At 73.6% G+C, this 25044-nt stretch carries 24 protein-coding genes; 9 read left to right on the top strand and 15 right to left on the bottom strand.

Annotated elements, in window-relative coordinates:
* Nucleotides 1-57 precede the first annotated feature (57 nt).
* Nucleotides 58-1053 carry a sensor histidine kinase gene (locus tag ACQP1P_RS25075; RefSeq protein WP_433073155.1) on the bottom strand — a complete coding sequence of 332 codons (996 nt, stop codon included), beginning with the start codon at nt 1051-1053 and terminating at the stop codon, nt 58-60.
* Between the two features lie 344 nt (nt 1054-1397).
* On the bottom strand, nt 1398-2060 hold the full coding sequence (locus tag ACQP1P_RS25070; protein WP_433073152.1) for a response regulator transcription factor: 663 nt from the start codon (nt 2058-2060) through the stop codon (nt 1398-1400).
* Between the two features lie 86 nt (nt 2061-2146).
* Between ACQP1P_RS25070 and ACQP1P_RS25065 the strand changes: the two genes are divergently transcribed.
* From ACQP1P_RS25065 to ACQP1P_RS25055, 3 genes are read left to right on the top strand one after another with little or no spacing between them, the layout of a single operon-like run.
* The gene (locus ACQP1P_RS25065; protein ID WP_433073149.1) at nt 2147-3079 is read left to right on the top strand and encodes an ATP-binding cassette domain-containing protein; all 933 of its coding nucleotides are present in this window, start codon (nt 2147-2149) and stop codon (nt 3077-3079) included.
* Entirely contained in the window at nt 3076-4824 is a 1749-nt protein-coding gene (locus tag ACQP1P_RS25060; protein WP_433073146.1) for an ABC transporter permease subunit, read from the top strand. Before ACQP1P_RS25065 ends, ACQP1P_RS25060 begins: the two co-directional genes overlap by 4 nt.
* A complete protein-coding gene (locus ACQP1P_RS25055) occupies nt 4821-5549 on the top strand; it encodes an ABC transporter permease (protein WP_433073143.1) in 729 nt (242 codons plus the stop codon). Before ACQP1P_RS25060 ends, ACQP1P_RS25055 begins: the two co-directional genes overlap by 4 nt.
* Before the next feature lie 368 nt (nt 5550-5917).
* Here ACQP1P_RS25055 and ACQP1P_RS25050 read toward each other — a convergent pair whose 3' ends face one another.
* Entirely contained in the window at nt 5918-6772 is an 855-nt protein-coding gene (locus ACQP1P_RS25050; protein WP_433073140.1) for an alpha/beta hydrolase, read from the bottom strand.
* Between the two features lie 73 nt (nt 6773-6845).
* Between ACQP1P_RS25050 and ACQP1P_RS25045 the strand changes: the two genes are divergently transcribed.
* Both ACQP1P_RS25045 and ACQP1P_RS25040 read left to right on the top strand, forming a co-directional pair.
* Nucleotides 6846-7190: a winged helix-turn-helix transcriptional regulator gene (locus ACQP1P_RS25045; protein ID WP_433073137.1), complete on the top strand. Its 345-nt coding sequence runs from the start codon at nt 6846-6848 to the stop codon at nt 7188-7190.
* A gap of 68 nt (nt 7191-7258) precedes the next feature.
* Entirely contained in the window at nt 7259-9697 is a 2439-nt protein-coding gene (locus ACQP1P_RS25040; RefSeq protein WP_433073134.1) for a glycoside hydrolase family 3 N-terminal domain-containing protein, read from the top strand.
* 132 nt (nt 9698-9829) lie between these two features.
* Here the strand turns inward: ACQP1P_RS25040 and ACQP1P_RS25035 are convergent, their stop codons facing one another.
* Together ACQP1P_RS25035 and ACQP1P_RS25030 are read right to left on the bottom strand one after the other, a co-directional pair.
* A complete protein-coding gene (locus ACQP1P_RS25035; protein WP_433073132.1) occupies nt 9830-10645 on the bottom strand; it encodes a tyrosine-protein phosphatase in 816 nt (271 codons plus the stop codon).
* Nucleotides 10646-10708: 63 nt separating this feature from the next.
* Nucleotides 10709-11146 carry a VOC family protein gene (locus ACQP1P_RS25030; RefSeq protein ID WP_433073130.1) on the bottom strand — a complete coding sequence of 146 codons (438 nt, stop codon included), beginning with the start codon at nt 11144-11146 and terminating at the stop codon, nt 10709-10711.
* A 62-nt stretch (nt 11147-11208) separates the two neighbouring features.
* On the opposite strand from ACQP1P_RS25030, the gene ACQP1P_RS25025 reads away from it, so the two are divergent.
* Nucleotides 11209-11598: a VOC family protein gene (locus ACQP1P_RS25025; RefSeq protein ID WP_433090125.1), complete on the top strand. Its 390-nt coding sequence runs from the start codon at nt 11209-11211 to the stop codon at nt 11596-11598.
* A gap of 36 nt (nt 11599-11634) precedes the next feature.
* Here ACQP1P_RS25025 and ACQP1P_RS25020 read toward each other — a convergent pair whose 3' ends face one another.
* Genes ACQP1P_RS25020 through ACQP1P_RS25000 form a run of 5 tightly spaced genes read right to left on the bottom strand, consistent with a single transcriptional unit; the run spans nt 11635 to nt 18092 of the window.
* Nucleotides 11635-13341 (bottom strand): CBM35 domain-containing protein, encoded by a 1707-nt coding sequence (locus ACQP1P_RS25020; protein WP_433073127.1) that lies wholly within the window; start codon nt 13339-13341, stop codon nt 11635-11637.
* An 18-nt stretch (nt 13342-13359) separates the two neighbouring features.
* A complete protein-coding gene (locus tag ACQP1P_RS25015; RefSeq protein ID WP_433073124.1) occupies nt 13360-15177 on the bottom strand; it encodes a glycoside hydrolase family 127 protein in 1818 nt (605 codons plus the stop codon).
* Between the two features lie 15 nt (nt 15178-15192).
* Nucleotides 15193-15996 (bottom strand): carbohydrate ABC transporter permease, encoded by an 804-nt coding sequence (locus ACQP1P_RS25010; protein ID WP_433073121.1) that lies wholly within the window; start codon nt 15994-15996, stop codon nt 15193-15195.
* Entirely contained in the window at nt 15993-16868 is an 876-nt protein-coding gene (locus tag ACQP1P_RS25005; RefSeq protein ID WP_433073118.1) for a carbohydrate ABC transporter permease, read from the bottom strand. The genes ACQP1P_RS25010 and ACQP1P_RS25005 overlap by 4 nt, the downstream gene beginning before the upstream one ends.
* Nucleotides 16869-18092: a sugar ABC transporter substrate-binding protein gene (locus tag ACQP1P_RS25000; RefSeq protein ID WP_433073115.1), complete on the bottom strand. Its 1224-nt coding sequence runs from the start codon at nt 18090-18092 to the stop codon at nt 16869-16871.
* A 134-nt stretch (nt 18093-18226) separates the two neighbouring features.
* On the opposite strand from ACQP1P_RS25000, the gene ACQP1P_RS24995 reads away from it, so the two are divergent.
* Complete coding sequence (locus ACQP1P_RS24995; RefSeq protein ID WP_433073112.1) at nt 18227-19285, top strand: LacI family DNA-binding transcriptional regulator; 1059 nt, start codon at nt 18227-18229, stop codon at nt 19283-19285.
* Here ACQP1P_RS24995 and ACQP1P_RS24990 read toward each other — a convergent pair.
* The 3 genes from ACQP1P_RS24990 to ACQP1P_RS24980 form a co-directional block, all read right to left on the bottom strand.
* Nucleotides 19235-19774, bottom strand: coding sequence for a hypothetical protein (locus ACQP1P_RS24990; protein WP_433073109.1), 540 nt, complete (start codon nt 19772-19774; stop codon nt 19235-19237). The two genes, ACQP1P_RS24995 and ACQP1P_RS24990, sit on opposite strands and share 51 nt — an antisense overlap.
* A 62-nt stretch (nt 19775-19836) precedes the next feature.
* On the bottom strand, nt 19837-20607 hold the full coding sequence (gene map / locus ACQP1P_RS24985) for a type I methionyl aminopeptidase (protein ID WP_433073106.1): 771 nt from the start codon (nt 20605-20607) through the stop codon (nt 19837-19839).
* Between the two features lie 43 nt (nt 20608-20650).
* Nucleotides 20651-21457 carry an alpha/beta fold hydrolase gene (locus ACQP1P_RS24980; protein WP_433073104.1) on the bottom strand — a complete coding sequence of 269 codons (807 nt, stop codon included), beginning with the start codon at nt 21455-21457 and terminating at the stop codon, nt 20651-20653.
* Nucleotides 21458-21556: 99 nt separating this feature from the next.
* On the opposite strand from ACQP1P_RS24980, the gene ACQP1P_RS24975 reads away from it, so the two are divergent.
* Nucleotides 21557-22282, top strand: a complete 726-nt coding sequence (locus tag ACQP1P_RS24975; RefSeq protein WP_433073101.1) for a LamG domain-containing protein — start codon at nt 21557-21559, stop codon at nt 22280-22282.
* Nucleotides 22283-22292: 10 nt separating this feature from the next.
* Nucleotides 22293-23051 (top strand): arylamine N-acetyltransferase family protein, encoded by a 759-nt coding sequence (locus tag ACQP1P_RS24970; RefSeq protein WP_433073098.1) that lies wholly within the window; start codon nt 22293-22295, stop codon nt 23049-23051.
* Here ACQP1P_RS24970 and ACQP1P_RS24965 read toward each other — a convergent pair.
* Nucleotides 23017-23640, bottom strand: coding sequence for a response regulator (locus tag ACQP1P_RS24965; RefSeq protein WP_433090123.1), 624 nt, complete (start codon nt 23638-23640; stop codon nt 23017-23019). The two genes, ACQP1P_RS24970 and ACQP1P_RS24965, sit on opposite strands and share 35 nt — an antisense overlap.
* Before the next feature lie 59 nt (nt 23641-23699).
* Nucleotides 23700-24974 (bottom strand): sensor histidine kinase, encoded by a 1275-nt coding sequence (locus ACQP1P_RS24960; RefSeq protein ID WP_433073095.1) that lies wholly within the window; start codon nt 24972-24974, stop codon nt 23700-23702.
* Nucleotides 24975-25044: the final 70 nt, after the last annotated feature.

Genomic DNA, 25044 nt, shown 5'->3' with positions numbered 1-25044 from the left:
GTTCATGGGCGGCGGTTCGCGGGCGGCGGTTCGTGGCGGCTGGTCCGGCGGGACGGGTCACGGGAACGTGACGGTCACGCGCAGGCCGCCGCCGGGTGGCGCGGTCGCGGTCAGGTCGGCGTGGTGGGCGGTCGCGATGGCGCGGACGATGGCCAGGCCGAGGCCGTAGCCGTCCTTCGTGGTGCGGACGCGTTGGGCGCCGAGGCGCTGGAACGGCTGGAAGAGGCGGTCCAGCTCGTCCTCCGGCACGACGGCGCCCGTGTTCTGCACGCTCAGCGTCGCGCGGCCCCCGGTCACGCCGGTCGTGACCGTCACCGTGCCGCCCGGCACGTTATGCTTCGTGGCGTTGTCGACGAGGTTCGCGACCAGGCTCTCGACCAGGTCCGCGGCGCCCGTCGCCGGGGCCGCGCCGAGGCTCGCGTCCAGCGTCAGACCCTCGAACGGGCGGTCGGCCAGGACGCGGCGGGCCACGTCGGCCAGGTCCAGCGGCAGCGCGTGCTCCACGCCCTGCTCGCCCGTGGCCAGGGTCAGCAGCGACTCGATCAGCCTCGCCTGGCTCTCGCCCAGCGCCAGCACCTCGCGGGCGGCCGCGCGCAGGTCGGCGGGGGAGGCCTCGGGATCGGCGAGGGTCACCTGGAGCAGGGCGCGCTGGGCCGTCAGCGGCGTGCGCAGCTCGTGCGAGGCGTTCGCGACGAACCGGCGCTGGGCCGCGAAGGACGCCTCGAGGCGGGCGAACAGGTCGTCGAGGGTCTCGGCCAGCTCGGCGAACTCGTCGCTGCGGCCCATCTCACCGAGCCGGCGATGCAGGTTCGTGGCGGAGATGTCCCGGGCCGTGTCGATCATGAGTCGCAGCGGGCGGAGGAACAGGCCGGAGATCTGCCAGCCCAGGACGATCGCGATGACCAGCATGGAGAACATCGAGAACACCACGAGCTTGACGAACGCGGGCGTCTGCTCCGGTCCGATGTCGCCCAGCGGGGCAGGACCGTCGCCGACGGGCACCGATACCTTCGAGCCGAGCAGCGGGATGAGCAGGAGCACGAAGCCGGACACCAGGAAAGGGCCCGCGTAGAGGAACGTCAGCTGGCGGCGGACCGTCCAGCGCCAGCTCGCCCGCCAGTTCGTGAGCCGGTTTGTGATCCGGCCCCCGAGCCAGTTCGTGATCCGGTCTCCGAGCCAGTTCGTGAGCCGGTCTCCGGGCCGGTCCGTGTGCCGGTCTTCGGGCCGGTCTGTGAGGCGGTCTTCGGGTCGGTCCGTGAGGCGGTCTCCGGGCCGGTCTGTGAGCCGGTCTCCGGGCCGGTCTGTGAGGCGGTCTTCGGGCCGGTCTGTGAGGCGGTCTTCGGGCCGGTCCGTGAGCCGGTTCCTGAGCCGGTCTCCGAGCCACCGCATGCGCCACCTCATGCCGGGCCGACCCGGTAGCCGGCCTCGCGCACCGTGTGGATGACGGGCGGGTCGCCCAAGCGCCCCCGCAGCCGCCGGACCGTCGTCTTCACCGCGGTCGTGAACGGGTCGGCGGCCTCGTCCCAGACGCGCTCGAGCAGCTCCTCGGCGGAGACCGGGCGGCCACCGGCGGCCATCAGGCACTCCAGCACGCCGAACTCCTTCGGGCTCAGCTCCAGCCGCCGCCCGCCGCGGGTAGCGGCGTGCCGGGCCGGGTCCAGGGTCAGGTCGCCCACGGTCAGCACCGGCGGCAGGGCCATGGTCGGGCGGCGGGCGAGGGCGCGGATGCGGGCCACGAGCTCCTCGAAGTCGAACGGCTTGGGCAGGTAGTCGTCGGCGCCGAGGCCGAGGCCCTGGACCCGGTCGCGGACGGTGCCCGCGGCGGTCAGCATGAGCACCCGGCTGGCCTGATGGCGCTCGACGATGCGCCGGCACACCGTGTCGCCGGGGACGCCGGGCAGGTCGCGGTCGAGCACGACGACGTCATACCGCGTCACCGCCAGCTTCTCCAGCGCCTCGCCCCCGTCGAGGACCACGTCCACGGCCAGGCCCTCGCGGCGCAGGCCGGTGCCGATGGTCCGGGCCAGGATCTCGAAGTCTTCCACGACGAGCACGCGCATGCGTCCACGATGCCAGGCCGCCGGTGTCAGCGCGGTGACACCCGATGACACCGGGCTGTCACCGCCCGCCGCGTAGAACCGGAGCCATGCATGACGCCACCATCACCGTCGAGGGGCTGCGCAAGCGGTTCGGCCCGACCCTGGCCCTCGACGGCATGACGTTCACCGTGCGGCCGGGGCGCGTCACCGGGTTCGTCGGGCCGAACGGGGCCGGGAAGTCGACGACCATGCGCGTGATCCTCGGGCTCGACGCGGCCGAGGAGGGACGCGCGCTCGTCGGCGGGCGGCCGTATCGGGGCCTCGGCCGGCCCCTGTGCCACCTCGGGTCGCTGCTGGACGCCGCGGCGCTGCAGCCGGGCCGCACCGCCCGCAACCATCTGCTGTGGCTCGCCCATTCGCAGGGCCTTCCGGGCCGCCGCGCCGACGAGGTGCTGGAGCTGGCCGGGCTCGGCGGCGTCGGGCGGCGCCGGGCGGGCGGCTTCAGCCTCGGCATGCGCCAGCGGCTCGGGATCGCCGCGGCGCTGCTCGGCGACCCGCCCGCGCTGATGCTCGACGAGCCGTTCAACGGGATGGACCCCGAGGGCATCATCTGGATGCGCACGTTCCTGCGCGACCTGGCCCGCGAGGGCCGGGCGGTGCTCGTCTCCAGCCACCTCATGAGCGAGCTGCAGGGGACCGCGGACCACGTGGTCGTGGTCGGCCGCGGGCGCGTCATCGCCGACGCGGGCGTGGCCGAGCTGCTGGCCGGGGCCGCCAACGGCAGGATCGTCGTGCGCTCATCCGCGATCGACCGGGCTTCGGGTGTACTGCGCGAGCACGCCGAATCCGTCCTGCCCAACGGCGACGGCACCCTCACGGTGACCGGCGTGGCCGCCGAGGAGGTCATCGCGCGGCTGAGCGCGGCCGGCGTGCCGTTCTCCGAGGTCTCCGCGCACCGCGCCACGCTCGAGGACGCCTACCTCGACCTGACCCGCGACGCCGTCGAGTTCCGCGCCCCTGCCCCGGGGGAGGCGCGATGACCTTCGCACGCGTCCTGCACGCCGAATGGACGAAGCTGCGCACCGTGCGCGGCTGGGTGCTCGGCCTGCTCGCCGGGGCCGCGGTCATCATCGCGCTCGGCCTCACGCCCAGCCGCGCCGGCTCCTGCGACGTCTCCGACTGCACCCCGACGCACGGGCCCGAGGGGCAGGCGGTCGCCGACCAGTTCACCTACGTGCACCGCACCCTCACCGGCGACGGCAGCATCACCGCCCGGGTCGCGGACTTCACCGGGCGTCTGCCGACGTTCGACGGCGCGAACACCCGCGACGGGCTCGCGCCGTGGGCCAAGGCCGGCCTGATGATCAAGGACGGGACGAAGGCCGGCTCCGCGTACGCGGCGGTGATGCTGACCGGCGAGCACGGGGTGCGGCTGCAGTGGAACTATGTGCACGACGAGGGCGTCGACGCGGGCGCGCAGGTCAAGCCGCAGCCGGTGTGGCTGCGCCTGACCCGCGCCGGTGACACGGTGACGGCCGAGCGGTCCGCCGACGGCACGGCGTGGGTGGCGGTCGGCTCGGCCCGGCTGCCGGGACTGCCGGCGACCGTTACCGCCGGGATGTTCGCGACCTCGCCGCAGTATTCGGAGCAGGTCAACGAGTCCGTCGTGCTCTCCGGCGTATCCGGCGCGCCGAGCACCGCCACCGGCACGTTCGAGCACCTGGCGACGACCGGCACCTTCTCGGCGGACTGGGAGGGCCCGGGCGGCGACGCGGCGCCGGAGCCGGCCGGAACCGGCGCGCCGGCCGGAACGGGTGCCTCGGCCGGAGCGGGTGCGTCCCCCGGAGCGGCTGCGTCCCCCGGAGTGGGTGCGCCCGCCGGAGCCGGTGCGCAGACCGGAGCGGGTGCTTCGGCCGGAGCGGGTGCGTCCCCCGGAACCGGTGCGCCCGCCGGAGCCGATGCGCCAGTCGGAGCTGGTGCGTCGGGCGGAACCGGTGTGCCGGCCGGAACGGGTGCGGCGGACGGCGCGCGGGCACGTTCGGAGGGGCCGCGGACGGGCGCCGCGCCGACCGCGGACGGCTGGACGGTGACCGGATCCGGGGACATCGCGCCCGCCGTCTCGGGCGCGGCCGGGGGAAGCGTGACGATCAGCCAGACGCTCGTCGGGACCTTCCTCGGGCTGATGTTCGTCGTGGTGGTCGGGGCCGTGTTCGTCGCGGGGGAGTACCGCCGCGGCCTGATCCGCACCTCGCTCGCCGCCGCCCCGCGACGGCTGCACCTGCTCACCGCCAAGGCGCTCGTGCTCGGCGGGGCCGTGTTCGGGCTCGGGCTGGCCGCGGCCGCGGTGGTGGTCGCCTTCGGACCGGGGGTGCTGCGCGGCAACGGGGCGGCCGTCGCCTACGCCTCGGCGGCGACCCAGGCGCGGGTCGTGGCCGGCACCGCGCTGCTGCTGGCCCTGTGCGCGGCGCTCGCGGCCGGGTTCGGGGCGCTGCTGCGCAAGGGCGTCACGGCGGTGACCGTGTCGATCGTCGTGATCGTGCTGCCCTATCTGCTGTCGGTCACGGTGCTGCCACTGCGCGCGAGCGACTGGCTGCTGCGGGTGACCCCGGCCGCGGCGTTCGCGCTGCAGCAGAGCGAGCCGCGCTGGGACCAGGTCGACAACATCTACTCGCCCGCGGACGGGTACTTCCCGCTGCCGGCGTGGGGCGGTCTGGCCGTGCTCGTCGTGTGGGTCGCGGTGGTGCTGGCCGGCGCGGGGTACCGGCTGCGGCGGAGGGACGCATGAGGACCGCCCTGCACGCCGAGTGGACGAAGCTGCGCACGTCGCCGGGCAGCTGGTGGCTGCTGGTGGGGGCCGCGGCGGCCACGATCGCGCTGAGCGCGCTCGCGGCGGTGGCCGTGTCGTGCCGGGCCGGGTGCACCGCCGATCTGCCGAAGGTCTCGCTGACGGGGGTACAGCTCGGGCAGGCCGTGGTCGCGATCCTGGCGGCAATGGTGATCGGCAACGAGTACACCACCGGCATGATGCGGGTCAGTCTCGCCGCCGTGCCCGGGCGCACGCGGCTGCTGGCGGCCAAGGCGCTGGTGCTGCTCGTGACCACCTCGGTCGCGGCCGTCGCGGGCGTCGCCGGGTCCGTGCTCGCGGGCCGGGCGCTGCTGCCCGCGCACGCGTTCGTGTGGCGGCCGGTGATCGGGTCGATGGTGTACCTCGAGCTCGTCGCGCTGCTCGCGCTCGGCCTGGCCGCGGCGGTGCGCAGCCCGGCGGGGGCGGCCGGGATCGTGCTGGCGCTGCTGTACGCGTGGCCGATCGTCGCCCGTGCGGTCACCGACAAGGCGTGGTCGCGGCGGCTCGACCAGGTTGGCCCGGGGACCGCCGGCGCCGCCGTGCAGGCCACGAAGGACCTGTCGACGCTGCCGATCGGGCCCTGGGCCGGGCTCGGGGTGCTCGGGCTGTGGGCGCTGGGCTCGTTGCTGCTCGGCTGGCTGCTCCTGGTGCGCCGCGATGCGTAGGCACCGATGTCTAGGCACCGATGTGTAGACGCCGATGCATAGGCACCGTCCCGCCGCGAACAGGGTCCAGGCGGCGCCCCCGGGGCAGCTACGGCGGCAGGCGGCTCCGGGGTCGGGGCTGAGGCCGGTCTCGGCGGGGCGGGGTCGCCGTCACCGCCATCGGGGGTGGGCGCCGGCACGATTGACCGGGCGGCGTGTACGGGTGCTCGGTGATGAGGGCTGGGGCCGGGTTCGCGGTTGCCGGTGTCGGGGAGGGTGTCGGTGCGGTTGGCCGGGTGGTGTCTACGGGTGCTCGGTGATGAGGGCTGGGGCCGGGCTCGCGGTTGCCGGTGTCGGGGAGGGTGTCGGTGCGGTTGGCCGGGTGGTGTCTACAGGTGCTCGGCGAAGAAGTCCGCGGTCGTCTTCGCGGCGTGGGTCACGTAAGGCTCGTTGTCGTACAGGTCGATGTGGCGCTCGCAGTCGAGCCATTCGATGCGCTTCGGGCCCGTCGCCCGCTCGAACAGGCGGGCGGCGAGGTCCGGGGAGCAGTAGGCGTCCACCTTGCCGTGTACGACCAGCAGCGGGGTGCGGCCCAGCAGCGGCGCCGCGCCGAGCGCGTCGAACGTCATCAGGCTGTGCAGCGAGCCGCGCGTCACCCGGTTCTCCCAGGCCGGGGCGGCGGCGCGGGCGGTGCCGTAGTAGGCCCACGGCTCGTCCCCGCCCATGGCCGCCTCCCCGCCGTCCTCCGCCACGGCCGGAATGTACTCGTCGTAGCGCTCGACGAAGGCGCGCAGGGCGGCGCGGTAGCCGTCGGAGAACTCGGGGCTGTTGTAGCCGCCCGCGATCCCGGCGACCGCCCGCACGCGCGGGTCCTGGGCCGCCGCCCGCACCGCGTAGCCGCCGCCGAGACACACGCCCAGCAGCCCGATCCGGTCCGCGTCGACGGCCGGGTGGGCGGCTAGCGCGGAGACGGCGGCGCGCAGGTCGGCGAGCTTGCCCTGGGTGTCCTCGTGACCGCGCCGGCCGCCGCTGGCCCCGAAGCCGCGATGGTCGAAGGCGAGCGTGACGAACCCGGCCTCGGCGAGCCGCTGCGCATACGTGCCCGCGACCTGCTCCTTGACCCCGGTGAACGGGCCGGTGACCGCGACGGCCGGAAGTGCCCGCCCGTCGCGGGGCAGGCGCAGGTGCCCGCTGATCGCTATGCCCTCACTGACGAACGCAAGTCCCTGAAGGTGTACTGCCATGGGGCGACGATAGGCTTGCCGGCGGTACCGATGAAGAAGGCACTTTGCGGTGCCCATGCCCGCCGGAGGACCGATGGCGCTGGTGATCCCCGACGTCCTCGACGAGACGTGCGCGACGCGGCAGGCCCTCGAGCGGCTCGCCGCCAAGTGGCGCGTCCTGCTGCTCTACGCCCTGGCCGCGGGGCCGCAGCGGCACGCGGAGCTGCGCCGGCGCGTCCCCGGCATCACGCAGAAGGTGCTCACCGAGACCCTGCGCGGCATGGAGGCCGACGGGCTGGTCGAGCGGCGGGTCCTCAGGCAGGCCGCGCCGCAGCACGTGGAATATGCCCTGAGCCCGCTCGGCAGGACGCTCGAGGGGCCGCTGCAGGCCATCTGCGACTGGGCGTCGATGAATGTTACACCGTCACCATCGTCCTGAGCTGCGAGTTCGGGCCTCGCCCGACCAGCCGGCGCAAAACTGTCGTACCCCCGGCCTACTGTCCGGGCATGCGCCGCCCAGCCCTCATCGCCGCCCTCGCCGCCGCCGCGGTCGCCGCCGCCACGCTCGTCGGCGTGCTGCCGGCCGCGGCCGCCGAGCCCTACCTCGACCCGAGCCTGCCCGTCGCACAGCGCGTCGCGGACCTGATGGCGCGGATGAGCCTCGACGAGAAGCTCGGGCAGATGACCCAGGCCGAGCGCGGCTCCGCGACCGCCGCCGACGTGACGAACTACCGGCTCGGCTCGATCCTCTCCGGCGGCGGCTCCGCCCCCTCGCCGAACACCGCGAGCGCCTGGGCCGACATGACCGACAATTTCCAGCGCGGCGCCCTCGCCACCCCGCTGAAGATCCCGATCCTCTACGGCTCGGACGCGGTGCACGGGCACAACAACGTCGTCGGCGCCACGATCTTCCCACACAACATCGGCCTCGGCGCCACCCGTGACCCCGCCCTCGCGCAGCAGGTCGGCCGGGCCACCGCCGACGAGGTCAAGGGCACCGGCGTGCACTGGACGTTCTCGCCCTGCCTGTGCGTGGCGCGCAACGACCGCTGGGGCCGCACCTACGAGTCGTTCGGGGAGAAGCCCGAGCTGCCCGTGTCGATGGCGACGATCATCGACGGATACCAGTCCGGCGGCGTGCTCGCCACGGCCAAGCACTACGTCGGCGACGGCGGCACCACCGGCGGCGTCGACCAGGGCGACACCCAGATCTCCGAGGCGGAGCTGCGGGCCGTGCACCTGCCGCCGTTCCAGGAGGCGATCCGCCGGCACGTCGCCTCGGTGATGGTCTCCTTCTCCTCGTTCAACGGCCAGAAGCTGCACGGCAACGACTACCTGCTCAACGGCGTGCTGAAGGGCGAGCTGGGCTTCGACGGGTTCGTCGTGTCCGACTGGAACGGCATCGACCAGATCGAGGGCGGCGAGGGCTTCACCGCCTCCGAGGTCCGCCGGGCCGTCAACGCGGGCATCGACATGGTGATGGTGACGAGCGCGTGGAAGCAGTTCATCGACGTGCTGCGCGGCGAGGTCCTGGCCGGGCGGGTCACCACGGCGCGCATCGACGACGCGGTGCGCCGGATTCTCACGAAGAAGTTCGAGTTCGGGCTCTTCGAGCACCCGTTCGCCGACCGGACCCTGACCGGCACCGTCGGCAGCACCGCGCACCGCGGCGTCGCCCGGCAGGCCGTGCGCGAGTCGCAGGTGCTGCTCAAGAACACCGGGGTGCTGCCGCTGGCCAAGGGCGGCAGGATCTTCGTGGCCGGCAAGAGCGCCGACAACATCGGGCTGCAGAGCGGCGGCTGGACGGTCAGCTGGCAGGGCGCGTCCGGCAACACGACGCCGGGCACCACGATCCTGCAGGGCATCCGCGCCTCGGCCGGGTCGTCGGCGACGGTGACGTACAACGCGTCGGGCTCCGGCATCGACCGCAGCTACAACGTCGCCGTCGCGGTGATCGGGGAGACGCCCTACGCCGAGGGCCAGGGCGACCGCCCGAACTCGCTCGGCCTCGACGCGACCGACCTCGCGACCCTCAACACCCTCAAGGCCTCCGGCGTGCCCGTGGTGGTCGTGCTGGTCTCCGGCCGCCCGCTGGACATCGCCGCGCAGCTGCCGGACTGGAGCGGCCTGCTCGCCGCGTGGCTGCCCGGCACCGAGGGCGCCGGCGTGGCCGACGTGCTCTTCGGCGACTACGCGCCGACGGGCAAGCTGCCGATGACGTGGATGCAGTCCGCGTCGCAGGAGCCGATCAACGACGGCGACGGCAAGACCCCGCTGTTCGCCTACGGCTACGGCCTGACGTATGCCGCGACGCCCCCGCCGAGCGGGCCGGGCCAGCCGGGCACCCCCGCGGTCTCGGCCGTGACCAGCACCTCGGCCACGCTGACCTGGAGCGCCCCGACGACGGGCACGGCGGCGGTGTCCTACCGCGTCTACCGTGGCGACACGCTGCTGGCGACGGTCGCCTCGACGTCCTACCCGCTGACCGGCCTGACCCCGGACACGACCACGTCCTACACCGTGGTGGCGCTCGACGCGGCGGGCCGCGCGGGCCCGGCCTCGGCCGCGGCGACGGTGACCACGCCGCCGGCCACGACCACGCCGCCGCCGAGCACGCCGCCGCCGTCGGCCGCGTGCGCCGTGACGTACTCGGTGAACGACTGGGGTGGCGGCTTCACCGGCACCGTGTCGGTGAAGAACACGGGCAGCACCACGATCAACGGCTGGACGCTGGGCTTCGCCTTCCCGGGCAACCAGAAGGTGTCCCAGGGCTGGTCGGCGACGTGGACGCAGTCGGGCGCGGCGGTGACCGCGAAGAGCGAGGCGTGGAACGGCACCCTGGCCCCGGGCGCGTCGCAGTCGGCGGGCTTCAACGCGACCTACACCGGCGCCAACGCCCGCCCGGCGTCCTTCACGCTGAACGGCGCCGCCTGCACCGTCTCGTAGGCTCGCGGCTCCCGGGCGCCCGCGATCCGAGAGCGCCCGGGCACCCGCTCACGCTGTGGGCGGGTGCCCGGGCCGGGTGGGCCACCGCGGGCCAGCCGGCGGGCGGCCCTGGGCTCGACGCGCGACCGGGGGTCAGACCAGCAGGCGCGCCTTGATGGCGGCGATGTCGGCGTCGGTGAGCATGAGGCCGCTGTGCAGGTAGGCGTCGAAGCCGCCGTGGATGTGCTGCATCTCGGCGAACGCGGCCCGCAGCCACGCCACCTGCACCGCGTCCGGGCGGCCCAGGTAGGTGTTGCTCAGCAGGAAGTCGGCCTCGACCGTCGCCATGGGCACGCCCAGCAGGGTCAGCAGCACCGCCGTCGCCCAGCCGGTGCGGTCCTTGCCGGCCGAGCAGTGGTACACCACCCCGCCCGAGGTGTTCGTCGCGACCGCGCGCAGCGTGTCGCGGAAGGCGTAGTCGGCGCCCACGAAGTTCACCATGAACGGGTAGCCGATCGACTGGCCGAGGTCGGAGGAGCCCGAGAGCAGCCCGGCCGCGATCGCCGCCGCCAGGGTCAGCGCCGCGTTGTCGTGGAAGCGGATGCCGTGGCCGAGCGACGCGACGTCGGCGACCTGGTAGGCCACCCCGGCCGGCGCGTGGTCCGGCTCGTCGGAGCGCTCGACGGCGTTGCGCAGGTCGACGTCGCGGGTGATCCCGTGCGCGACGACGGTCTGCCACTCGGCGGCGGTCAGGTTGGACAGCTTGTTGGAGCGGAACACCACGCCGGTGCGCACGGTGTGCCCGTCGGCGGTGGCGTAGCCGCCCACGTCGCGGAAGTTGGTGGCGTTGGCCAGGCCGAGCGACCGTTCCCAGGCCGCCGCGGGCGCGGCCGGTGCCGGCGTGCCGATGGCGACGCTTGCCAGCAGCGCCGCCGCGAGGGCCAGGGAGGCCCGGCGAGTGATCGTCATGGACCCGACCCTCGACCCCGGCAGTGACGGGCGTCTATCGAAGGGGGTACGGGCGGATGACGTTCACACGACGCAGAGCTCGTTGCCCTCCGGGTCGAGGAGCACGACGTGGTCGGGGCGCCCCTCGAGGTCGAACACGGCCTGCTCGGTCGCGCCGGCCGCGATCAGCCGGTCGGCCTTGGCCCGGACCTTCGGCCAGCGCTCCTCCCACGGGGTCGCCCGGCCGCCGCCGACCTGCACGTCGAGGTGGATGCGGTTCTTCGCGGTCTTCGGCTCCGGCACCTTCAGGAACGAGATCCGCGGGCCGGCGCCGCCCGGGTCCTCGATCGCGGCGCCGTCGTCCCACTCGTCCTCGGGCACCTCGAAGCGGATCAGCCACTGCTCCCAGCTGTCGAACCCGGCGGGCGGGGCGGCCGGGACGTAGCCGAGGGCCTCGCACCAGAAGGCGGCCAGCGCGCCGGGCGCGGCGCAGTCGAACGTCAGCGTGAACGGCGTCGTCATGCATCGGAAGTGTGCCGGGCTTGATAGGCAAGCCGCGACTTGCCTATGCTGTCGGGGTGACGATCCGAATCAACCTGGCGAGCGTGTTCGTGACCGACCAGGCCGCCGCCCTGCGCTTCTACACCGAGATCCTCGGCTTCGTGAAGAAGACCGACATTCCCATGGGCGACGGCGTCAGCTGGCTCACCGTCGTCTCCGCCGACCAGCCCGACGGGGTCGAGCTCGTCCTGGAGCCCTCCGGGCACCCGGCCGTCGCGCCGTTCCGCGAGGCCCTGGTCAGCGACGGGATCCCGTGGACGTCCTTCGCGGTCGAGGACGTCCAGGCCGAGTACGACCGGCTGGTCGCCGCCGGCGTGGTGTTCACCCAGCCGCCGACCGACATGGGGCCGGTGACCACCGCGGTGTTCGACGACACCTGCGGCAACCTGATCCAGATCGCGGCCCAGAAGTGAACGGGCGCTCCGGTGACGGGCCGGAGCGCCCCAACCTCACGACAGCGTGATCGCGTCCAGCTCGGCGTAGCCGGTGCCCCCCGCGAAGGACGGCGCGCCCTTCGCGAGGCGGATGGTGTTGTACCCGGCGTTGAGCGAGACCGGCACGTTCACGGACGCGCCGAACGAGCCCCACGCGCCCGTCGCCGGGTAGCTGACCGTCGACCAGGCGCCGCCGTTGTACGCCAGCCCCTGCGTCGCGGTCGCGCCCGTGCCGTTCGCGTAGCGGATGTTCATCGTGTACGCCCGGGTCTGCGGGACGTTCACGATGAAGTCCACGAACGCGTCGTTGCGGCTGTTGGCCGAGCCGTCGATCTGCCCGACGTAGCCACCCGCCGACGCCGAGGAGGACGACAACCGGTTGGCGTTGACGACCGCCGCGTTCTCGGCCTCGTACCGCTGCTGCCAGGTCGCGATCCCCGACGTGGGCGTGATGAGCAGCTGGTAGGCGGCCGACGCGTCCATCCCGTTCACCGGCACGCTGATCGCGCCGCCGGAGACGGTGTAGGTGGCGGTGGACACCGTCGTCGGCGCGCTCTGGTTCGTGGTGCGGCCGGTCGTGCCCGTGCGTGAGAGCGTCACGCGCACCTGGGAGCCGAGTGCGCCCAGGCCGGTGACGCGCACGGTGTTGTTGCCGCTGTCGCCGCCGAGGACGAGGTTGACGAACCTGCGGGTCGGGTCGTAGGCGGCGACCCCCTCCAGCCAGGAGCCCGGCACCGTCTGCACGATGTTGCCGGCCATGTCGCCGTACCACTTGTAGGCCCAGTAGGACGCCGTCGGCGCGTTGTTGTGGAGCAGCCCGTTGAGCGTGCCGGCCTCGTACCAGTACGCGCGCTCGGCGTCGCGGATGCCGTAGCGCTCGAAGACCGCCATGTAGTGCACGGCCACGCTCGGGATGTCGACCTGGCTCGGCGAGGCGTATTCGTTGATCGAGATCGGCCGCGGGGAGATGCCCAGCGACGACTCGATCGCCCGGTAGTCGGCCACGTGCGCGCCGACGTTGAGGTAGCTGTCGTTGCCCAGCTCGTGCCAGACCACCACGTCCGGCACCGTGTCCGTGTTCTTCGCGTTGGTGAGGAAGTCCACCATCCAGGCGTGGCTGTAGCTCGAGTGGCTCGGGCCGACGATCGGGGTCACGGTGTCCAGCGACCGCACGAGCTGGAAGGTGCGGGTCCAGCCGGCGTTGAACGAGCCCGCCGCGGCGGTGTTCCACGTCCAGTCGGGCTCGTTCCACAGCTCGTAGCCGTCGACGTTGGTCACGCCGGTCGCGTTGACCCGCGCCTGCACTATGGTGCGGACCTTCGACTCCCAGTCCGCCCAGCTGACCCAGCGGTACGGGAAGTTCGGGTAGATGTCCGGCAGCCGGTAGAACTGCCGCGCGCCGGCGCTGGTCACCTTGCCCGCGACCTGCAGGCCGTCGCAGCAGGGCTGGGTGGCGCCGTTGCCGAGCTGCTGCCCGCCGGGCGGGGGCTGGGTGAAGTGGTTCATCCGCAGCGGGTACAGCTGGGCCAGGGGCGGCTTGGTGCCGGTGTCGACGCCGTAGAGGCCGCCCGACGCGACCTGGGTGACGGGCCGCACGACGGTGCCGACGTTGACGGTGAGGGTGTTACCGGCCGCGTGGGCCGGGCCGGCGAGGACGCCGGTGGTGACGAGGGTGGTCAGGATCGCCGTGGCGGCGGCTGTTCGGACGCGCAGGATGCGCACTGCATCACCTCGGGGGGTTTATGGGAGGAGCGGAATCCAGACCCGCATGGGTCCGGGGCCGCGGTTTGCCCACAGGAAATAGGGGACGAGGGCCGCGAAGTCCCGCACGGACAGCGCGACCGGGGTGAGCGGGTGGTCGCGCCGCAGCTCGATCGGGGCCTCGGGGTCGAGGTAGAGGTCTTCGAAGTAGCGGCCGGGCACGTCGGCGTGCTCGAGGCAGTAGACGATCGGGCCGCGGGCGAGGGCGGCGGTGCCCCGCACGGCGTCGACCCGCGGGTGGGGGCGCACGAGCCGGGGCGGCATCGGCAGGACGAGCTCGACGCGGTCCCCGGCTTTCCAGACGCGTTCGAGACGGACCCACCCGTCCTCCACGAAGGACAGGGGCGCGCCGTTGACGCTCACGCGGGCGCCGGCGCACCACGAGGGCACGCGCAGGGTGAGCGTCCAGGGATCGCCGGTGGCCTGCGTGAACGTCAGCGTGACGGTCTCGTCCCAGGGGTACTCGGTGGCCACGGAGATCGTGTGGCCCCCGGCGGTGCAGGTGCCGGGGGCGTACAGGTGCAGCTGCAGGCCGTGCTCGCCGCCGGTGGCCGCGTAGGTGTGCAGCGACGCCATGAGCCGCGCGAGGTTCGGCGGGCAGCAGGCGCAGCGGTACCACGGCAGCCGCGCCCCCGGGGCGTCCTCGTCCGAGCCGTCGTGCCCGGTGCGCAGCTGCAGCGGGTTGGAGTAGAAGAACGCGGTGCCGGACTGCGCGGTGCTGGCGGCGATGCCGTTGAACAGCAGCCGCTCCATCTCGTCGGCGTAGCGGGCGCGGCCGGTGGCCAGCAGCAGCCGCCAGGCCCAGTGGAAGGAGCCGATCGCGGCGCACGTCTCGGCGTAGGCGCGGTCCGGCGGCAGCTCGTACGGGTCGCCGAAGGCCTCGTCGCGATGCCGGGAGCCCTGCCCGCCGGTGAGGTAGGTCTTGGACTCCAGCGCCGAGTCCCACAGGCGCTCGGCGGCCCGCAGCAGCGTGCTGTCGCCGGTCTCGACGGCCACGTCGACGGCGCCGGCGAGGAGGTACACCTGCCGCACGACGTGCCCGGTGACCTCGGTGGCGTCGCGCACCGGCACGTGGTCCTGGTAGTAGGCGCGCTGGCCGAAGCGGCTCTCCGGGCCCAGCAGCCCGTGCCCGCGGCGCTCCACGAGCACGGCGGCGAGCTGCAGGTAGGGCCGGTGCCCGGTGACCCGGAACAGCTCGACGAGCGCGGTCTCGACCTCGGGGTGGCCGTCCACCGCCTCCTCGCCGCCGGCCCCGAAGCGCTCGACGAGCAGGTCGGCGAAGCGGCGCGCGACCGCGAGCAGCTGCTGGGCCGCCGGGTCGTGCGGGGCGCGGCGGGCCCCGGCGACGGCCGCCTGCACGAGGTGGCCGGCGGTGTACATCTCGTGGCTGGACGGCAGCTCCGCCCACTGGCGGTGGCGCTCGCCGGCCTGGAAGTACGACACCAGATAACCGTCGGGATCCTGGGCCTTCGCCAGCAGCTGCGCGGTCTCGGCCACGAACGACGGGAACCCGCCGTCCCACAGCGCGGCCTCGAGCGTCTTGTGCACGTCGGTGTCGGCGAACCAGTAGCCGCGGTGCGGGCCGTCGAAGTCGCCGGTGACCCGGCGCAGGTTGTCGAGGTTGCCGTGCCGGTGCAGCTGCTCGACGCAGTGCGGCAGCGTGGCCGCGCGGTTGCGCCGCTGCCAGCCGCCGAGCAGGCCGCCGGGGTCGAACCGGACGGCGTCGGCGGGCAGGGGGCGCAGCGCGCTGATCGCCCGGTCGGTGGGCACGACGGGGCCGAAGGAGGTGGTGTGCATGCGGGGTCCTTGTTCTCAGTCTTTGACCGCGCCGGCGGTCACGCCGGCGGCCACGTACCGCTGGGCCACGATGAGCAGCAGCGTCGCGGGGATGGAGGCGACCACCGCGGTGGCCATGATGGCGTTCCACTGCTGGTTGTTGTTGCCGATGTAGTGGTAGATGCCGAGGGTGATCGGCTGCTGGGTGCCGCCGCCGTCGAGGGTGGTGGCGAACACGAAGTCCGACCACGCCCACAGGAACGCGAACAGGCTCACGGTGACCACGGCGTTGCGGCTCACCGGCAGGATCACCGACCAGAAGGTGCGCCACGGGCCCGCGCCGTCGACCCGGGCCGCGGCGGTCAGCTCCGCCGGGATGCCGGACATGAACGCGGTGAAGATCAGCACGCCGAACGGCACCGCGATCGTCGAGTCGGCCAGGATCAGCCCGGCCGTGCTGTTGAGCACCCCGAGGCGCAGGTAGACGGCGTAGAAGCCCATCGCCATGATGATGCTCGGGATCATCTGGGCGACCAGCAGCACGAAGCTGAGCACGCCGCCGCCGGGCGGGCGCAGCCGGGCCAGCGAGTAGCCGGCCGGGGCCGACACGGCGACCGTGAGGGCCACGGTGCCGAGGCCGATGAGCAGGCTGTTGCCCAGGTACGGCAGCTGCTGGTCGATGACCGCGCGGTACCCCTCGAGGGTGCCGTGCAGCGGGAACAGGTGCGGCGGGTCGTCGCGCATGTCGGTGTCCCGGGTCAGGGACACGTTCACCATCCAGTAGACGGGGAACAGCATCACGGCGGTGAGCAGGACGCCGATCACGGTCTTGCATCTCATCGCTGGGTCCTGATGTAGACGAGGCCGAAGAGCATCGCGACGACGATGAGCAGGTTGCCCACGGCCGCGCCCGGGCCGAACGCGGGGAGCAGGTTGCCGAAGCCGAGCCGGTAGGACCAGGTCGCGAGGGTGGTGGAGGCGTCCGCCGGCCCGCCCTTGGTCATGATCCAGATGATGTCGAAGACCTTGAGCGTGTAGATGAGCCCGAGCAGCAGCGTGATCGCCGAGACCGGCCGCAGCAGCGGGAACGTGATGCGCCAGAACGTGCTCCAGGGCCGGGATCCGTCCAGCGCAGCGGCCTCGTAGATCTCGGCCGGGATCGCCTGCAGGCCGCTGTACACCACGACGAGGTTGAACGGGATGCCGATCCAGATGTTGGCGAGCGTCACCGAGGCGAGCGACCAGGCCGGCGACGTGAGCCAGTTGACGGGGTCGGCGCCGGTCAGGCGCAGCGCCGCGTTGACGATGCCCGAGTCGCTGTTGAGCATCCACGACCACGTCGACGCCGAGACGATCAGCGGCAGCAGCCACGGCACCAGGAACAGCGCGCGCAGCGTCGCCGACAGCGGGAAGTGCTGGTGGAAGAAGACGGCCAGGGCCATGCCGATGGAGAACTGGAACAGCAGCGAGACGCCGGTGAACGCCGCGGTGTGCCAGACCGCCGGCCAGAACACCGGGTCGCCGAGCACGGTGGCGTAGTTGCCGAGCCCGGTGAACGGCGCGTCGCCCCGCACGAAGGAGCGCACGGTGTAGTCGCGCAGGCTCAGGTCGAGGTTGCGGTACAGCGGGTAGGCGTAGAAGGCGAGCAGGTAGACCGCGACGGGCGTCAGAAACGCCCACGCGGCCCACCGCCCGTCGCGCGTGCGATGCATCTACTTCGCGGCCGCGGCCATGGCGTCGGCCGGGGACTTGGAGCCGCTCAGGGCCGCCTGCACGGCGGTCCACATCGGCTGGGAGATCTTCGGGTACTTCGTGCCGAGGTTGTCGCTGGTGCGGCCCTTGGCGGCCTTGACCGCCTCGACCCAGACCTTCAGCTCGGCGTTCCCGGCGACCTGCTTGGCCTGCACGGCGTCGGTGGCCGCGATGTAGGACAGCGTCGTGTCGGTCGTGAGCGCGTTGTCGGTGCTGCTGAGGCACGCGATGAGCCGCTGGGTGGTGGTGTACCGCGCGGCGTCCTTCTGCACCGGCGCCGTCACGAACTCGCCCCCAGTCGGGGCGGGCGCGGTGCCGCCGGCCTTCGCGGGGATGGGGATGATGCCGTACTCGAAGCCGGCCTTCTTCGCGTTGCCCAGCTGCCACGTGCCGTTCTCGGCGAACGCGAACTGGCCGGTCGCGAACTCCTGCCAGCTCGTCGTCTGGGTGTTGCCGATGACCGAGTTGGGCGCGTAGCCGTTCTTGAGCCAGTCCGTCCACAGCTGCAGCGAGGAGACGCCCTCGGGCGAGTCGAGCTTGGTGAGGTTCGCGCCGGCGCCCCAGAACCAGGGCAGGAACTGGAAGCTGCCCTCCTCGGTACCGATGGCCGAGAACGTGATGCCCTTCTTGCCGGTCGCCTTCACCTTGCCCAGGGCCGCGGTGAGGGTGTCCCAGTCCTTGACGCCCGCCGGGTCGACGCCGGCCGCGGTCAGCACCGCCTTGTTGTAGTACAGCGCGAGGGTGTTGGCGCCGATCGGGATGCCGTAGGTCTTGCCGCCGATCTGCCCGGCCGCGAGGAGGTTCGGCTCGACGGCGGCGGTGTCGACCTTCATCTCCTCCGTGGTGGTGAGCACGCCGGCGTCGGCGAGGGTCGACACCACCGGGTTGTCGACGATGAGCACGTCGGGGGAGTTGCCCTGCTGGGCGGCGAGCAGCGCCTTGTTCGTCAGGTCGCTCGTGTCGTAGGCGGTGCGCTTGACGGTGACGCCGGCGTCGGTGCCGCACTGCCGCAGCAGCTTGACCCAGTCGGCGCCGTCGTCGAACTGCGGGTAGGGGTCCCAGATCGTGTAGGTGCCGCCGGTGGCCGGCCCGCTGTCGGGGGTGCCGCTCGTGGTCGAGCAGGCGGCCAGGACGCAGGCGGACAGTGCCAGCGCGGCCGCGGCTCGGGATACGGAAACTGTCATGGCGGATTTCCTCGGAGGGGTGTCAGGAAAATCGCGGAAAACGATTGCCTTGAAGCTAGGAGGGGCTTGTCGAGCTGTCAAGACGCCGTTACAGTCACACCGCAAGGAAACTCGGAAACTCGCACGGCAACGTTTTGGGGGCTGTTCTGAGCAACGTCGTCCGGCCGGCCACGATCAGCGAGGTGGCGGCCCTGGCCGGGGTCTCGACCGGCACCGCGTCCAAGGCGCTCAACGGCCGCGGCTCGCTGCGCGCCGAGACCCGCCTGCGCGTGCAGCAGGCCGCCGACCAGCTCGGCTTCATCGCCAACGCCGCTGCCCGGGGCCTGCAGACCGGGCGCACCTACACCGTCGGCATGATCACGACCGACAGCATCGGCCGGTTCAGCATCCCGCTCATGATCGGCGCGGAGGACGCCCTCGGCGCCGGGCAGGTCTCGGTGCTGCTGTGCGACGCCCGCGACGACTCGATCCGGGAGCAGTACTATCTGCGCACCCTGCTGAGCCGCAAGGTGGACGGCATCATCGTCACCGGCCGGCGCACCCAGGCCCGCCCGCCGATCGCGGCCGGGCTGCCGGTGCCGGTCGTCTACGCGTTCATCAGCTCCTCGAATCCCGAGGACTGCTCGGTCGTACCGGACGAGGCCGACGGTGCCCGCCGCGCCGTGCGGCACCTGCTGGCCATCGGCCGCCGCCGCATCGCGCACGTCACCGGCCCCGAGCACCACCACTCGGCCCGCGTGCGGGCGGCCGCGACCGCGGAGACGCTCGCCGCGCACGGCCTGGACCTCGCCACCCCGACCCTGCACGGCGAGTGGAGCGAGGCGTGGGGCCGCCAGGCCGCCGGGATCCTGCTGTCCACGGCCACGGGCACGGCCACGGCCACGGCCACTGGCGCCGGCTTCGACGCGGTGTTCTGCGGCAGCGACCAGATCGCCCGCGGCGTGGCCGAGGCGCTGCGCGAGGCCGGCCGCCGCATCCCCGCCGACGTGGCCCTCGTCGGCTTCGACAACTGGGACGTGATGGTGGAGGCGAGCCGGCCCCAGCTGACGAGCGTGGACATGGACCTGGAGGGCATCGGCCGCACCGCCGCCGAGCTGCTCCTGGCCGCGATCAACGGCGAGCCGATCGCGGGCCAGCGCGCCCTACCGTGCCGGCTGGTCCCGCGCGCCTCGACCGAGGTGGCCGGGCACTGACCGCCGGCGGCGCACGGCCCGCACGACCAGCCCGGCGAGCAGGGGCAGCAGCAGCGCCGGGGTGGGCGTCGCCCGGGAGAGCCAGGCCGCGGTCGGGAACGGCGCCGGCGCCGGGGACGGGCCGCCGAACCGGCCGTCGAGCACCAGGTCGCGCGCGACGTCGATGTCCCAGACGTCCACGCCGTCCGGCTGGAGCAGGCGGGTCGTGCCGCCGCCGCGGCGCAGCGCGACCACCACCGCGGTCCCGTCGCGCTGCCAGCCCGCCATGCGCGCCGCCGCCCCGGGGATCGGATCGAACCGGGGGAGCGCCGCGAGGCCACCGGTGGCGACGTCGAGCGTCGACAGCTGCCAGAACCGCCGGTTGCGCTGCGCGTTCGTGCAGCCTTCGGCGCACCCTTGCCGGTCGAACACGGCGATGCGGGCGCCGTCGGGCGTGCACGCGCCGGCGCCGGCCAGGCGCTGGGCGGCCGGCACGCGGGACGCGGGCATGCGCCCTCTGACACGCCCGCGGCGGGCGGTCCGGAGGGGTGCCGGCCGGAAGTCCCGCCGGCTCAGGCCGGCCGGCGGGTCAGGACCTGGGCGCCCGCGGAGGTGATGGCCACGGTGTGCTCGGAGTGGGCGGTGCGGGAGCCGTCGGCCGAGCGGATCGTCCAGCCGTCGTCGTCGTACTTGATCCGGTCCGTCGACCGGCACAGCCACGGCTCGATGGCGATCGTCAGGCCCGGCTCGAGCTTCATGCCCCGCTTGGCGCGGCCGTTGTTGGCCACGTGCGGGGCCTCGTGCATGGTCCGGCCGATGCCGTGGCCGCCGAACTCGTTGTTGACGCGGTAGCCGTAGCCGTGGGCGACCTCGCCGATCGCGGCGGAGATGTCGCCGAGCCGCCCGCCGGGCTGGGCCGCCGTGATCGCCGCCTCCAGCGCGACCTCGGTGGCCTCGATGAGCCTCAGGTCGGCCGGGTCCGGGGTGCCGACGATGCAGGAGAGCGCGGAGTCGGCGACCCAGCCGTCGATGCCGACCGCCATGTCGATGCTGAGCAGGTCGCCGTCGCGCAGCACGTAGTCGTGCGGCAGCCCGTGCAGCACCGCGTCGTTGACCGACAGGCACAGCACGTTGCGGAACGGGCCGCGGCCGAACGAGGGGGCATAGTCCCAGTAGCAGGACTCGGCGCCGCGCTCCTTGATGCGGCGGCGGGCGTGGTGCTCGATGTCCATCAGGTTGACGCCGACCGCGGCGACACCGCGCAGCTCGGCGAGCAGCTCGCCGACGAACTGGCCGGTCACCGCCATCCGGCCGATCTCCTCGGCGGACTTGAGCTCGATCACGACAGTTTCCCTCTCCCGGTGCGGTATTTCTGTACTGGTATTTTTATACCATGCTGCCGAGTGCGCCCCGGAGCAGGGTCAGCCACGCGGCCGGCTGGTCCAGGTGGGCGTCGTGGCCCGCGCCCTCGATCACCGCGTAGCCCACCTCCGGCCGCAGCTCGCGCATGCGCTCGTCCTCGGCCGGCGGGCAGGTGCCGCGCTCGCCGCGGACCAGCAGCGTCGGGGCCGTGATCGAGCGCCACGCGTCCCAGCGTGCCACGGCCGCGACCGGCGCGATCGCCGCCTCCATCACGTCGGCGTCGAATCGGGGGCGCAGGCCGTCCTCGCCCTCGGCGAGGTCCGCGGCCCACGCGTGCGCCGCCGGCGTGGCGCCGAGGTGCGCCACCGCCGCCGCGCGCGAGGCGAACGGCACCGGCCACGCGGCGAACCAGCGGCCCAGGCGCGCCGGGTAGTCGTCGCCCGGCTCCGCGCCGCCCACGCCCGCCTCCAGCATCACGAGGCCGCCGACGAGGTGCGGGTACCACGCCGCCAGCAGCATCGCCGTGTGCCCGCCCATCGACTGCCCGGCCACGGCGACCGGGCCGCCGCCGCAGAGCTCCTCGACGGCCGCGGCGGCGTCGGCGACGAAGGCGCGGCGGGACAGGTCCGCGGGGCGGCGGGTGCTGTGGCCGTGGCCGCGCTGGTCGAGCGCGACGACGCGGAACGCCGCGAGCAGGGCCGCGGCCGTCGGGCGCAGCTCCTCGGCCGAGCCGGCCAGGCCGTGCAGCAGCAGGACCGGCGGGGCGCCGGGATCGCCGCCGACGAGGCCGGACAGCGTCACGTCATCACGGTGGAGCTCGATGCGTCGCACGCCTCCATGATCGGGCATCGCGCGACTCGCTCAATGTCCGCATCAGCGGATCTTTCGGGCAATTAGGATGAAGCGCATCACGATCGAGCGGGGGAATCCATGCGCAGTCGAGGGCGGTACGCCGTCGCCGTCACCTTCACCACCGCGGCGACCCTCGTGGCCACCGCGGCCGGGGCCGGCGCCGTCACCGAGGGCCCCGCGGGGCACGTCGTGGCCCGCTACGACCTCAACGAGGGCCCGGGCGCGCGCACGATGGCCGACAGCTCCGGCCACGGCCTCGACGGCACCGTCGGCTCCGAGGTGCAGACGGGCGTCGCGGTGCGGGGCGCGACCGGATACCGCTTCACCCGTCTCGAGCCCGACACCCCGCCGACCCACCCGCGCCACCTCGCGACCGTGAACAGCGCGGCCGACCTCAACCCCGGCAGCCGGGACTTCGCGGTGACCGTCCGGCTGCGCACGCAGTACCACTTCGGCAACATCGTGCAGAAGGGCCAGGCGACCGTCGACGGCGGGAACTTCAAGCTGCAGATCCCCAGCGGCATCGCGCAGTGCCTGTTCCGCGGCGACCACGGCTCGCTGATCGTCTCCTCGCGGACCCGGCTCAACGACGGGGACTGGCACACCGTGCGCTGCGAGCGCACCCGGGACGGGCTGGCGCTGGTCGTCGACGGGCGCACCGAGGCGCGCAAGTCCGGCTGGACCGGCTCCATCGCCAACGGCTGGCCGCTGTCGATCGGCGGCAAGACGAACTGCGACCAGGTCGACGTCGGCTGCGACTACTACGCGGGTGACCTCGACTACGTACAGCTCGAGGCGCGTTAATGTCCCTGGGGTGGACGACTACCTGACGCGGATCGGCGCCGCCCGGCCCGCCGCGGCGGATCTGGCGGCGCTGCGCACCCTGCAGCGGGCGCACCTGGGCACCGTACCGTTCGAGAACCTCAGCATCGGCCTGGGCGAACCCGTCCGGCTCGACGACGAGGGCCTGCTCGACAAGATCGTGACCCGGCGCCGCGGCGGCTTCTGCTACGAGGTCAACGGCGCGTTCGCGCTGCTGCTGCGCGCGCTGGGCTACGAGGTCACCATGCACTCGGCCCGCACCTGGAACGGCGAGCGGTTCGGCTTCCCGTTCGACCACCTCGCGCTGCGCGTGGTCCTCGACGGCGTGCCGTGGCTGGTCGACGTCGGCTACGGCCGCTTCGCCCACCACCCGCTGCGGCTGGACACCACCGAGGCGCAGCAGGACCCCGGCGGGCAGTACTCGGTCGTCCCGCACGGCGACGAGCTCGACATCATGGGGCCGGGCGGCCCCGAGTACCGGTTCGACACCCGCGACTACGCCATGAGCGACTTCGCCCCGACGTGCTGGTACCAGCAGACCAGCCCGGACTCGTTCTTCACCACGCGGCTCACCTGCTCGCGGCTCACCGAGGACGGCGGCCGGATCACGCTCGCCGGGGACAGGCTGATCCGCACCACCGCCGAGGGGCGCGACGAGCGGCCGCTCACCGAGGCCGAGGCGATGGAGTCGTACCGCACCGACTTCGGCATCACCCTCAGCCGCCCACCGGCCCCGAGGTTCCCGGCGTGACGAGCCCGGTCTCGTAGGCCACCACGATCGCCTGGGCCCGGTCCCGCAGCCCGAGCTTGGACAGGATCCGGGCCACGTGCGTCTTCACCGTGGCGTCCGACAGGAACAGGCTCCCGGCCAGCTCGGCGTTGCTCAGCCCGCGGGCCAGCAGCGTCAGCACCTCGATCTCGCGCGGCGTCAGCGCCGACAGGTCGCGGTGCAGGGTCGCGGTGCGCGCGTCGCGGGCCGCGTACCGCTCGATGAGCCGCCGCGTGATCGCCGGGGCGAGCAGCGCGTCCCCGGCCCGCACCAGCCGCACGGCCGCCACGAGCTGCTCGGGGCTCACGTCCTTGAGCAGGAACCCGGACGCGCCGGCGGACAGGGCCGCGTACACGTAGCGGTCCAGGTCGAACGTGGTGAGGATGACGACCCGGGGCGCGGCCGCGGGCTCGCCCCCGAGGATGCGCCGGGTCGCCTCGAGGCCGTCCATCTCGGGCATGCGCACGTCCATGAGCACCACGTCGGGCCGGGTGCGCCGGACCGCCTCGACCGCCTCGGCCCCGTCGGCGGCCTCGGCGACCACGTCGATGCCGTCGGCGGTGAGGATCATCCGGAACCCGGTGCGCACCAGGGCCTGATCGTCCGCGATGACCACGCGCGGCGGTGCCGTCACGAGGGAGCCCCCAGAGGAATCTCGGCCACGACCCGGAACCCGCCCGTCGGGCGCGGGGCGGCGGTGAGCGTACCGCCGTAGACGGCGAGGCGTTCGCGCAGCCCGGCCAGGCCGCGCCCGCTGCCGGCGGCCCCCGGCACCGGCTCGCCCCCGGTGTCGGCCACGTCGACGCGCAGCATCCGCCCGTCGGCCGTCACGACGACGTCGACCCCGGCCCCGGCCGCGTGCTTGACCGCGTTGGTGAGCGCCTCCTGCACGACCCGGTACGCGGCCAGCCCGACCCCGGGCGGCACGCCGGGCGCGGCGACGGCGAGGGTCACCGGCACCCCGGTCTCGCGCACCCGGGCGACCAGGGTCCCCAGCTGCTCCAGGCCCGGCTGCGGGGCGAGGTCCTCGCCGTCGGCGTCGATGGTGAGCAGGCCGATGACCTGCCGCAGCTCGGTCAGCGCGGCCCGGCCCCCGGACTCGACCGCCAGCAGCGCCTCCTTCGCCTGGTCCGGCCGGGCGTCCATGACCTTGCGGGCCGCGCCGGCCTGCACGACCATTACGCTCACGTTGTGCGTGACGACGTCGTGCAGCTCGCGGGCGAGCCGGGCCCGTTCGCGCTCCACCGCCAGCCGGGCCGCGACCTCCTGCTCGCGTTCGGCGGTGCGGGCCCGCACCCGCCAGGTGTGCAGGGCGTTCGCGGCCAGCCCGACCGAGGCGAGCATCAGGAACAGCACCAGGCCCTGCGGCACGTCCGGCAGGTCCTCCTGCAGGTTGCTGACGGCGAGCGCGCCCGCGACCACGACGCTGGCCAGGGCGAGGTTGCGGTAGCGGGAGTACATCGGGGCGCTGTAGGCGGCGACGACGGCCGCGGCCACGCTCCAGGTGGGATCGGCGTCCATCCGGAACACCCGGAACGCGCACACGGCGATGACCAGGAACGACGCGAGCGGCCAGCGCCGCCGGGTGGCCAGCGGCAGGGCGGTGAGCGCGGCCACGACCAGCAGCGCCCCGGCCGGCTGCTCGTCCCGCGGCGGGGGCGGGAACGCGGGCGGCTCGGGCGGCTGCGGGACCCGGTCGAACGGGCCGTACACGATGATCGGTCCCGGCCGATCCCGCTGGAGGGGTTCGGCGGCGCCGTTGACCGCGCCGACGGCGAGCACCAGCGCGAGGATGATGTCCGCCGCCCATGCCCAGGGCGTCAGGCGGGGCTGGCCCGGGGTGACCACCCGCAGCCAGGCCACCGCGGCCCGCCATCCGCGTCGAGACAGTTGCCGGAGGTCCACCCGCCCAGTCTGGCCCACGGGCGGGCGCGGGCGCGTCGGGACCGGTGCGTACATCGCAATGATGACGCCG

It is taken from the genome of Dactylosporangium sp. CA-052675, assembly GCF_050947935.1.
In the GTDB taxonomy this organism is placed as follows: domain Bacteria; phylum Actinomycetota; class Actinomycetes; order Mycobacteriales; family Micromonosporaceae; genus Dactylosporangium.
The sequence above is the reverse complement of the archived record's forward strand: the minus strand, read 5'-3'. Positions and strand labels throughout refer to the sequence as shown.